This window comes from Mycobacterium sp. (genome assembly GCF_032162605.1).
GTDB lineage: Bacteria > Actinomycetota > Actinomycetes > Mycobacteriales > Mycobacteriaceae > Mycobacterium.
Map to the genome: position 1 here is coordinate 1 of NZ_JAVROT010000366.1, position 10,250 is coordinate 10,250.

Sequence of the window (10,250 nt, forward strand, 5' to 3'; positions counted from 1 at the left end):
AAGCCGCCGTTGTCGAGCTGACCGATCGAAACCCGCGATCCCACTGCCGAATCCGAGACGTCCGTCTTCTCCTGGCGGCCGACCATGCGCAGTGCGGAGTGGAAGCAGGCGGCGTAGCCGATGGCGAACAACTGCTCCGGGTTGGTTCCGACGCCGCTACCACCCATATCCTTCGGGATGGCCAGCTGTAGGTCCAGCCGACCGTCGGCGCTGCGGGCGTGTCCATCGCGTCCGTCGCCGGTGGTCAACGCCTCGGCGGTGTAGAGGGCCTTCATGTGGTTTCCCTTTCTTCGGCGGGTCGGAGCGATTCGACCCGGGTTGTTCAAGATGCATTGAGCGCATCGCTCAATTGCCGGACCGCGTCACGCAGTACGGCGGCATCTGCTTCGGTCATCCCGGTCGCGGTGAAGAGCTGCTCCGGTATGCACTGGGCGCGACGTTCCAGTTCGCGTCCGGCGTCGGTGAGGGTCACGTCGACCAGACGTTCATCGGTGGTTGAGCGCTCCCGCCGCACGAAACCGTTGGCCTCCAACCTCTTCAATAGGGGGGAGAGGGTTCCGGAGTCGAGGTGCAGGCGCTCGCCGAGCCTGCCGACCGTGAGACGTCCCTGCTCCCACAGCACCAAGAGCACCAGGTACTGCGGATAGGTGAGGTTCATCTCGGTGAGGACCGGCCGGTAGGCCGCGGTCATCGCCCGCGACGCCGAGTACAGAGCGAAGCAGAGGTGCCGATCGAGGCTCAGTGCGGCCATGCCGAAACTGTAGGACCACAATTCAATTGTGCACAATGGACTATTCATAGACCCCCTCGAGGTACCACTGCCGCTGCCGGTAGCACAGCAGCATCGCCCGGTCGACAACGTCACCTCCTCCATCTGGACGGCCACCCGGCTCCTCGAGCAGCACCTGTACTCGAGCCGTCCGCCCGGCCTTGGCCGCCCTCATTTCCCGAGTCGCTTCGCTCCTGCCCTCCGTTCCCTCCGTGTCCCACCATCTTTCGTCGACGGGCCACGGTCCTGCCCACCAGCTCAGCCTGCCCGACCTGCCGTCTCCGGTGAGACGCACCGGGTCCGCGGAGAACAGCCCCCGACCGGTCACCCGCACCGGGTTGCCCTCGGCGTCGAGCAGTTCGACCGGGTCGTCGAGCAGCACGGTCGGTGACGGTTCGGGGAGTTGCCCTGGCCACGGCTGACCGGGATCGGCCCTTGGCACCGGCTCGTCTCCCAATGGCGTGAAGGTGATGCGTTCGGCGGGCCCGCGGCCGCCACTGAGCACCGGTACCTGTACCGACTCCGGGCCGAGCAGGCCTTGCACCCGCACCAGGGCCCGACGGGCACGCAGGCGGTCGTCGTCGCCGGAGGAGCCCCACAACGGCAACTGCAGCGCCGCGGCCGACACCACCTCCACCGGATGCAGACGCAGCGTGACGATCGGGGCGGAGGGCCGGTCGTCCGGATTGCGCCGGTTCAGCCAACCGTCGAGCTGCCAGCGCACCCGGTCGGCCGTGGCATCCTCGGTCAGCGGTTCCGCGCACCGCCAGACCCGCTGCATCTCTTCACCATTGGCAGTGACCGCATGGATCGCCAGCCGAGTGCAGCCGACACCCCTCGACTCCAGGCTGCGGTGCAGCTCACTGGCGAGCGACCGTCCGGCGAAGGCGGCGGCGTCCACTCTGTCGACGGGCGGATCGCAGTCCATGACGGCGTCGAGATCCGGCGCCGGCTCCCGGCCCGACGGCCCGCGGGTCGGCTCACCTCGAGCGAACCGGTGAGCGGTGATCGCATCGGCGCCGAACCGCGATGCCACATCGGTACGCAACAATGCAGCGAACTGACCAATGCTACGAATTCCCATGCGCCACAACAGATCCGCTAGATCTTCGCGGCCAGGAGCCGCCAGGCTGGGTTCGGTGGCCAGTTGCCGGATCGACAGCGCGGCCAGGAAGGACGCATCCCCACCGGGCTCGACGATGCAGCCGGCGCGAGCCGCGAACACCGCGGTGGACATTTGGTCGGCAATGCCGACCTGACACTCTGCCCCAGCCGCGGCGACCGCGTCGACGAGCCGTTCCGAAGCAGACCGCTCCGACCCGAAGTAACGGGACGCCCCGCGGACCGACAACACCAGCAGGCCCGGCCGCAGTACCTCCGCACGAGGAACGACCTCGTCCACCGCCGTCGTCACGCCTTCGAAGTGGCGGGCGTCGCGGCCAGGGTCGGCGGTTACGACGTGGACGTGCGGACAGCGCGCCTGCGCCTCTCTGCGACGCAACCCCCGCCGCACTCCCGCCGCACGGGCCGACGCCGAGCAGGCGACGACGCGATTGGCCAGCGTGACGATCACGGGGTCGGTTGCCGGCAGACCCGCCGCAGCGGCCGCCGCCACCGCTGGCCAGTCCATGCACCAGATGGCCAGCACCCGGCCGGGCACGTCATCCGCCCACTACGCGAGCGTGGCCGCTTGCCCGACCCGTGGCCCTGGTCGCCAGCCGCACCCGACTGATCCGCCCACATCCGGGCGTAGGCGCACCGGCACCGGCCCCCGTCACCTCGTAGCCACAGACCCTGGACTCCAGCCGGGCCGACGCACCGTGCCAGTCACCGTCGGTGATCAGGAGGGTGCAACCCCTTTGCCGGGCCCTTGCCGTCACGGCACGCGCCCGGGTCGGCGCCACCGATCTTCCGCCCAGCCCGAGCACCACCAGGTCCAGACCGTCCATCAGCACCGCGGCCACCTCGACCGGATCGGCGCCCGGATCGGGGATCACCGCGAGCCTGCTGAGGTCGGCGCCCATCTCGACGGCAGCAAGCAACCCCATGTCGGGCTGGCCCACGATCGCCGCGTGTCCGCCCGCCGCCGTCACCGCCGCCACCAATCTCAGCGGCAGGGACCGGGCACCCGACAACACCGCGACCGTGCCGCGAGGCAACGAGGCAGGCAGGAGATCGGCCAACGATTCCGGGATGGATAGCAAAGTTTCAGAGGCGGGAAGCGAGGTGGGCGAAGGCATGGATCCGCGCTGCGTCGAACCCACCGTGCCCGACGCTCTCCCGGACACTTCGGCCATCTTGCGCCGTAGGCGTTCTACCTGTTCAGCGCGATTTTGCGCCTGCTGAGTCACATTCATCACGACTGCCACGAGAACACCTTTCGCACCATCAGACTCGCCTCGTATTCGAAAGTATGTTCGATACGACGAGTAAACACTCACCCCCCGACACCGTCAAGCGAGCGCTTGCGCGAAGCGCAGACGGACGCGAGGTTCTACGCCTCCAGAGGAATGCCTGTGCGGCCATTCAGCCAGTACGTTAGAGTTCGAGCACCAGAACCCACTTCGGGATGGGGTTGGTGCACGTTTGCGACGCTCCGGGACGTGCGGAATCGCTTGGCGATTCGCCGAAGGTCATGCGTTGACAACTCGGGGATTAGTAAGGAACAAGCATCATGAGGTCAAATCGTCTGGCTCGCCGTGTCGCGGCCTACGCGGGAGGTGCTGCCATCGTCGCGATGGTCGGCCTGACCGCGGCGTGCGGTGGCGGTACGCAGAAGGCACCCGAAACGTCGACCACTACGACTACCACGGCGCCCTCGGCGTCGCCCACCGAGAAGTCGATCAACCCCACGGGCGGCAACCTGTTCACGCCACCTATCACGGCGCCTGCCGCGCCGACGGCAATTCCTGGCACCCACAACTGACATCACACGGTCTCGGGGACACTTCGCGAGACCGTCACACGACGACGCAATGCCGTCTCAGACGCTGACAGCAACCACGCCCAGGCGCGCGAGCTCCTGGGCGTGGTTGTTGTCCGTCGTCCTCGTTGGCGTACTGGCCCTCGCATCGGATCTGCGGAGCACTCCGAGTGCCGGAACACCAGGCTTCATCGAGGGTCCGTTCGCGTCGTTGTTGGCCTCCTCAACCGATCTGGGGCCGGCACGTGGTGACCACGTTCAGCTCACTGCGATGCTGCACGACCACACCCGCCCAGACGCGTTGATCAGCTGGGCCGGACAGCACGGTCTGGCCGTGCAGTGGCGCACCAGCGACGGCTGGGCGGTTCTCGAGGGCACCCCCGACCACGTGGCGGACGCCTTCGGCGTCGAGGTGCACGACTACCGCGGCCAACGCGGACAGGAGTTCTATGCGTCACCGCAGCAGCCGGAGGTGCCGGCGACGTTGCACGACCAGGTCACCCAGCTGGGCCGAATCCTCAGCTACACACCGCATCACGAATCCCGGCCGGACATCCTGCCGTTGGACGTGCCGGATCGCGGACTGACCCCCGCTGCTCTGCTAACCACGTACAACGCGGCGGGCCTGGCGCGGGACGGCTTCACCGGGAAGGGCACCACGATCGTGATCTTCGCGTTCAACGGCTTCGCCCAGTCCGACCTCGACGCCTTCGCCACCATGAATGGGCTCCCCCAGTTCACCCCGAAGCTCGTCGGTGACCAGCTGGCCGAGCCGTACGGCGAGACGACGATGGATCTCGAAGTCGCCCATGCGATTGCGCCCGATGCGCAGAAGGTCGTCGTGAACGCTCGTCCGACCGTGGAGGGCGACGGCGCCTTCCAGAAGATCGGCAAGATGTTCGAGGACACCGATCGTCAGTTCCCCGGTGCGATATGGACCCTGTCGATCGGCTGGGGTTGCGACAAACTGCTCACCGCAGCGGATTTGGCGCCAGTTCGCGCCGCGCTGGCCACCGCCCACAGGCACGGCACCACGGCATTCAACGCCAGCGGCGACCTCGCCGGTCTCGAGTGCAAGGGCGGTGACGACTGGGACTCCCCACCGGGCCCGTCCGACGTCGGGCTGGATTCCATTGCGTCCCTTCCCGAGATGACCAGCGTCGGCGGCACCACGCTGTCCACCGACGCAGAAGGAAGATGGCTGGCAGAGCAGGCCTGGTTCGACGTCCCGCTCTCCCAGGGCACCGGCGGCGGGGTGTCGTCGCTCTTCGACATGCCGCCGTGGCAACGCGCCGCGTCCGATCAGATTCCCCGCGACCGAAATACGGGTAAGCGCCTGACCCCCGACATCTCCGCCGTCGCCGACCCGTTCACCGGCGTGAAGATCGTGCTCAACGGAGACACCGTGGTCGGGGGCGGAACCTCGCAGTCGGCCCCCATCTGGGCAGGCTTGGCTGCGGTGATGACCCAGTTCCTGAAGGCAGGCGGCGGCAGTGGAATCGGTGACATCAACCCCTTGCTGTACCGGATCGCCGAGGGCGCCCCACTGCCCGCCTTCCGCGACGTGACCCTCGGCGGGAACGCCGTCGACACCGCAGGACCGGGCTATGACCTGGTCAGCGGACTCGGCACCCCGGACGTCGACAACCTCGCCCGCAACCTGCTCACCCTGCAGAGGATCACCCAATGAGCACCGAGTCTGAACCAGACGACCCCACGCCCGGCATGGTCGAGTGCTCGGTGTGCCAAACCGACGTTCCCGAAGGTGAATTCTGCGGTCTGTGCGGAGACCACCTGACCGATCACCGCGCCAAAGGCCTCCGGTGGCTGCGGATCCGCGCCTACAGCGCATCGCCTGGCGAGCATCTACTGAGACCGAACATCGTGAGTTCGCTGTTCCCCCATCTGTCGCCCAGTTCGCGCCTGCCGTTCGTGCTGGGTTTGGGGCTGATCCTCGCCACCCTGATCGCCACCGCCCTGCTGCGCCTACCCGCCGCGCTGATCACCGTTGCCGCACTCGGACTTCCCTTGCTGTTCCTCATCTATCTGCAGGAGTCCGACGTCTTCGACGACGTGCCGACCTCGACCCTGGTGACCACGGCCGGTTTGGGCATCGCCCTCGGCGTGGGGTGGGTGCTCCTGACGGGGGCGGTCGTCGCGCAGGCCTACGACGTCGGATTGGGCATGGGCATCGCGGGCTCCCGGATCCTTCGCGACGGGCTCGGCGTGCCCATTGGCGGCCTGATTCTCATGCTCGTTCCCGCAGCGCTGGTGCGACTGGTGCGGCCCGGGGAACGCGAAGCCCTCGACGGCTTCGCCATCGGCGCGCTCGGCGCACTGATGTTCACGGCCGCAGCACAAATGACCCGCCTTGCTCCCCAGTTCGCGGGCGGCATGGTCGCCCGCGCCAGGCCGATGAACGGTTTGGTCGTCGAGGCGGGCATTCGCGGCGTGGCGGTGCCTCTGACCGCGGCGGCAGTCGGCGGTCTCATCGGCACCGCCCTGTGGTTCACCCGCCCTGCGAACAAGAAGCACCAGCACCGCAACTACGTCCGCATCGCCCTCACCCTCTTCGCCTTCGCGGTGCTCGTGATGTACGCCGTGCTCGGGCTCGTCGACGTCGCACGGTTGCCCCAAACCCTGCAGCTCGTACTGCATCTCGTGGTGGCGACGTCGGCGTTGCTCGCCCTGCGGGTCGGCCTGCACCTTGCGCTCTTGCACGAGGCGCACGACGAGATCCTCTCCGATGAGCCACTGCTGTGTCCGTACTGTGGTCACGTCGTGCCCGACATGGCCTTCTGCGTCGCCTGCGGCGCAGCCACCAGGGCCTCCTCCCGATCGTCGCGGCAGGCACGACGGGATGTCCGGCCCGTGCGCGTCGAGGCAGGCCCCGAGCCAGAGGCAGACGAGCCGTGACGACGCTCGTTCCCGGCTACTCGACGCACGCAGGCACGTACACCGCGCCGATCCTGCCCAAGACCTCGCACCGCCGACTGCTCGTCGTGTGGGTGGCCGCCATCGGTGTCGTCGCCGCAGGCCTCGTCGCCATGTCCGGCGCCATGGAGAAACCGGCGGCACGGTATGTGTGTCCGCCCGAATGCGGGCGGCCACCGATGGGCCAGCCCGTCACGGTCAACCCGCGCTTCACCGCGGCCGACGGGGCGTTCTCGGTCTCCTATCCAGCAGTCGGGTCGGCGTACAAGGTGACCACCGGCGACCGCGGCGTCGTCGCCGACCTGCTGGCAGGCGACGGCGGCACTATGCGGCTGTTCAGCGAACCCGCCGCGGGCCGCACGCCGAAGGACATCGCCAACGAGCTCGTCAAGCAGACCTTCCCCGACACCAAGACGGCCTACGAGATTCCCAACGCGATGGTCGGCTACCAGCCGGGGTACGGGTTGGTCGCCGACTGCTGGCCGCAAGGGTCCACCGCCAGCTACTCCCGGATGCGGGTGGTGGTCATGGTGGCCGTGAAGAACGACCTCGCGCTGGTCGCCGGGGCGGTCGGGCCCTACCACGCATTCGGCCCGGACTTCGGTTCCGGCAAGCCGTCGGCGGCGAACCTTCAACTCGCCCTGGACATGGGCAAGTACGTCAACAGCTTCAGCTGGCGCGGAGACCCGCTGCGCTGACCCCTCGTCGCGGCGAACGTGGGCTCCAGACTGATGTGAGCCGGGCTCGGCCACGCTCGCGTTCTCGATCGAGTCGACCATCGAGTCCGTGGTCACCGAGATCCTCGGCGAGTTCATCGAGAAGTCCGCCGACGAACAAGCGTGACTACTCCCACTCGATGGTGCCGGGCGGCTTGCTGGTGACGTCGAGCACCACGCGGTTCACCTCGGGCACCTCGTTGGTGATCCGGGTGGAGATCCGTTCCAGCACTTCGTACGGAACCCTGGTCCAGTCCGCGGTCATCGCATCCTCGCTGGAGACGGGCCGCAGCACGATCGGGTGACCGTAGGTGCGCCCATCGCCTTGAACCCCCACCGACCGGACGTCGGCGAGCAGCACTACGGGGCACTGCCAGATCTGGTTGTCCAGACCGGCGGCGGAGAGTTCCTCGCGGGCGATGGCATCGGCACGACGAAGAGTGTCCAACCGTGCAGCGGTGACCTCACCGACGATGCGTATACCAAGCCCCGGCCCCGGAAAGGGCTGGCGCGCAACGATTTCCTCGGGCAAGCCGAGTTCACGCCCGACCGCTCGGACCTCGTCCTTGAACAGCAGGCGCAGGGGTTCGACGAGCTTGAACTTCAAATCGTCGGGCAGTCCACCGACATTGTGATGGCTTTTGATGTTGGCCGCGCCGGTGCCGCCGCCGGACTCGACGACGTCGGGGTACAGCGTGCCCTGGACCAGGAAGTCGACCTCGGATCCGCTGTCGCCGCCCTCATCATCCACGATGGAGCGCACTGCGCCCTCGAACGCGCGGATGAACTCCCGCCCGATGATCTTGCGTTTGCCCTCGGGATTGGTAACCCCCGAGAGCGCCTCCAGGAAGCGCGCCTCGACGTCGACGGTGACGAGCTTGGCGCCAGTGGCGGCGACGAAGTCACGCTGCACCTGGCCGCGCTCCCCCGCACGCAACAGCCCATGATCGACGAAGACACACGTCAGCTGGTCGCCGATGGCCCGTTGCACCAGGGCCGCAGCCACCGCGGAGTCCACGCCACCCGACAACCCGCATAGGGCGCGTCCGTCGCCGATCTGCGCACGGACCTGGTCGACCAACGCGTCGGCGATGTTCGCGGCAGTCCAGGCCGAGTCGATACCGGCGAACTCGTGCAGGAACCGGCTCAACACCTGCTGGCCGTGCGGGGTGTGCATCACCTCGGGGTGGTACTGCACGCCCGCGAGCCTGCGCGCCCGGTTCTCGAATGCCGCCACCGGAGCGCCGGCGCTGGTGGCCACGACGTCGAACCCCTCGGGTGCCGCCGTCACCGCGTCGCCATGGCTCATCCACACCGGCTGACTCTCGGGGAGATTCGAATGAAGCTCTCCGCCAGAGACTTTCAGGTCGGTGCGGCCGTACTCGCTGGTGCCGGTGTGCGCGACGGTGCCTCCGAGCGCCTGTGCCATCGCCTGGAATCCGTAACAGATGCCGAAGACGGGGACGCCGAGATCGAAGAGGGCGGGGTCCAACTGCGGTGCGCCATCGGCGTAGACGCTGGCAGGGCCGCCGGACAGCACGATCGCCTGCGGATCTCGTGCCTTGATCTCGTCGACAGTCGCGGTGTGTGGGATCACCTCCGAGTACACCCGCGCCTCGCGGACGCGCCGCGCGATCAGCTGCGCATACTGCGCGCCGAAGTCGACCACCAACACGGGCCTCGGTGATGCGGTTTCCACTGGCCCAGTCTAGTGGTGACCACGTGACTGGCCCTGCGCGGCAGCGGACGCTTGAGTCGTGTCGGGGGTGCGATCAGCCCGCCGAGCTGACGGGCTCGATCGGCAATCGTCGCAGCGCCGCCGGCGCGTCAGCCGGAACCACTGGGTGCTCTGGCGCGATGGCCGCCAGGCGCCGATACGGCTCGCCCTGGACGGGCCGCTGGTCGACCTCGCCCTTGTTGGGCCACAGCGACGCCGCCCGTTCGGCCTGCGCGGTGATGCTCAGCGACGGGTTGACACCCATGTTCGCCGAAATCGCGGCACCGTCGACCACCGACAGCGTCGGATACCCGTGCACCCGGTGGTACGGGTCGATGACGCCATGCTCTGCGCTGTCGCCGATGGCCGCGCCACCAAGGAAGTGCGCGGTCAGCGGGATGTTGAACAGCTCGCCCCAGGTGCCGCCCGCGACGCCGTCGATCTTCTTCGCGATCCGTCGGGTGACCTCGTTGCCCGCCGGAATCCATGTCGGATTCGGTTCACCGTGGCCCTGCTTGCTTGTCATCCTGCGGAAGCCCAGCTTGCCGCGCCGGGTGTACGTGGTGATCGAGTTGTCGAGATGTTGCATGACCAGGGCGATCATCGTGCGCTCGCTCCACCGCCGGGGATTGAGCAGCCGCAGTGTGCCCTTCGGGTCGGCCTCGGCGCTCTTGAACAGCTGCTTCCAGCGCGGCACGTCGGTACCGCCCGGCCCGGTGCCGTCGGTCATCAACGTCTGCAGCAGCCCCATCGCGTTGGAGCCCTTGCCGTAGCGGACCGGCTCGATGTGGGTGTCGGGCGTGGGGTGGATCGACGACGTGATCGCCACACCGTGGGTGAGGTCGAGATCGGAGCCGACCTGCATCCGACCCGCCCCGACGATGGACTCCGAGTTGGTTCGGGTGAGGACGCCGAGCTTTTCGGACAGCTGCGGCAGCCTGCCCGTGTCTCGCATCTTGAACAGCAGCTGCTGAGTCCCCCACGTCCCCGCCGCGAGGATCACGTTCGAGGCGGTGTACGTCCGCTTCTTCTTGCGCAACCACCGCCCGGTGCGCGCCGTGTGAACGTCCCAGCCGCCGCCGGGCCTGGGCTGGAAGCTGGTCACGGTCGTCATCGGAAGGACTTCTGCACCAGCCGATTCCGCCAGTCCCAGATAATTCTTCAGAAGCGTGTTCTTGGCACCGTAGCGGC

The 10,250-nt window shown here is 67.9% G+C and carries 10 protein-coding genes; 4 read left to right on the plus strand and 6 right to left on the minus strand.

The genetic code is table 11. The annotated features are described in order from the left end of the window. The 4 genes from QOI01_RS20640 to imuA' all read right to left on the minus strand — a co-directional run. The coding region (locus tag QOI01_RS20640) for an Ohr family peroxiredoxin (protein WP_526384208.1) at positions 1-275 on the minus strand (275 nt) is incomplete at its 3' end. A gap of 47 nt (positions 276-322) precedes the next feature. Further along, the gene (locus QOI01_RS20645) at positions 323-751 is read right to left on the minus strand and encodes a MarR family winged helix-turn-helix transcriptional regulator (RefSeq protein WP_526384210.1); all 429 of its coding nucleotides are present in this window, start codon (positions 749-751) and stop codon (positions 323-325) included. A 40-nt stretch (positions 752-791) separates the two neighbouring features. Continuing rightward, complete coding sequence (locus QOI01_RS20650; RefSeq protein WP_526384212.1) at positions 792-2,399, minus strand: DNA polymerase Y family protein; 1,608 nt, start codon at positions 2,397-2,399, stop codon at positions 792-794. A gap of 31 nt (positions 2,400-2,430) precedes the next feature. Then, the gene (gene imuA', locus QOI01_RS20655) at positions 2,431-3,138 is read right to left on the minus strand and encodes a DnaE2-dependent mutagenesis accessory factor ImuA' (protein WP_526384214.1); all 708 of its coding nucleotides are present in this window, start codon (positions 3,136-3,138) and stop codon (positions 2,431-2,433) included. A 305-nt stretch (positions 3,139-3,443) separates the two neighbouring features. Between imuA' and QOI01_RS20660 the strand changes: the two genes are divergently transcribed. From QOI01_RS20660 to QOI01_RS20675, 4 genes are read left to right on the plus strand one after another with little or no spacing between them, the layout of a single operon-like run. Then, the gene (locus QOI01_RS20660; RefSeq protein ID WP_526384216.1) at positions 3,444-3,695 is read left to right on the plus strand and encodes a hypothetical protein; all 252 of its coding nucleotides are present in this window, start codon (positions 3,444-3,446) and stop codon (positions 3,693-3,695) included. Between the two features lie 49 nt (positions 3,696-3,744). Beyond that, positions 3,745-5,382 (plus strand): S53 family peptidase, encoded by a 1,638-nt coding sequence (locus tag QOI01_RS20665; RefSeq protein WP_526384218.1) that lies wholly within the window; start codon positions 3,745-3,747, stop codon positions 5,380-5,382. After that, on the plus strand, positions 5,379-6,608 hold the full coding sequence (locus QOI01_RS20670; RefSeq protein ID WP_526384220.1) for a zinc ribbon domain-containing protein: 1,230 nt from the start codon (positions 5,379-5,381) through the stop codon (positions 6,606-6,608). Before QOI01_RS20665 ends, QOI01_RS20670 begins: the two co-directional genes overlap by 4 nt. Beyond that, a complete protein-coding gene (locus QOI01_RS20675) occupies positions 6,605-7,324 on the plus strand; it encodes a hypothetical protein (protein WP_526384222.1) in 720 nt (239 codons plus the stop codon). The genes QOI01_RS20670 and QOI01_RS20675 overlap by 4 nt, the downstream gene beginning before the upstream one ends. A 145-nt stretch (positions 7,325-7,469) precedes the next feature. Here QOI01_RS20675 and guaA read toward each other — a convergent pair whose 3' ends face one another. Both guaA and QOI01_RS20685 read right to left on the minus strand, forming a co-directional pair. Then, on the minus strand, positions 7,470-9,041 hold the full coding sequence (guaA, locus tag QOI01_RS20680; protein ID WP_526384224.1) for a glutamine-hydrolyzing GMP synthase: 1,572 nt from the start codon (positions 9,039-9,041) through the stop codon (positions 7,470-7,472). A 73-nt stretch (positions 9,042-9,114) separates the two neighbouring features. Beyond that, the coding region (locus tag QOI01_RS20685) for a GMC oxidoreductase (protein ID WP_526384226.1) at positions 9,115-10,250 on the minus strand (1,136 nt) is incomplete at its 5' end.

Excerpts from the sequence above, each read along its gene's own strand:
- QOI01_RS20645 (WP_526384210.1), bottom strand. The coding sequence starts at position 751 with ATGGCCGCACTGAGCCTCGATCGGCACCTCTGCTTCGCTCTGTACTCG.
- QOI01_RS20650 (WP_526384212.1), bottom strand. The coding sequence starts at position 2,399 with ATGGACTGGCCAGCGGTGGCGGCGGCCGCTGCGGCGGGTCTGCCGGCA.
- QOI01_RS20660 (WP_526384216.1), top strand. The coding sequence starts at position 3,444 with ATGAGGTCAAATCGTCTGGCTCGCCGTGTCGCGGCCTACGCGGGAGGT.
- QOI01_RS20665 (WP_526384218.1), top strand. The coding sequence starts at position 3,745 with ATGCCGTCTCAGACGCTGACAGCAACCACGCCCAGGCGCGCGAGCTCC.
- QOI01_RS20670 (WP_526384220.1), top strand. The coding sequence starts at position 5,379 with ATGAGCACCGAGTCTGAACCAGACGACCCCACGCCCGGCATGGTCGAG.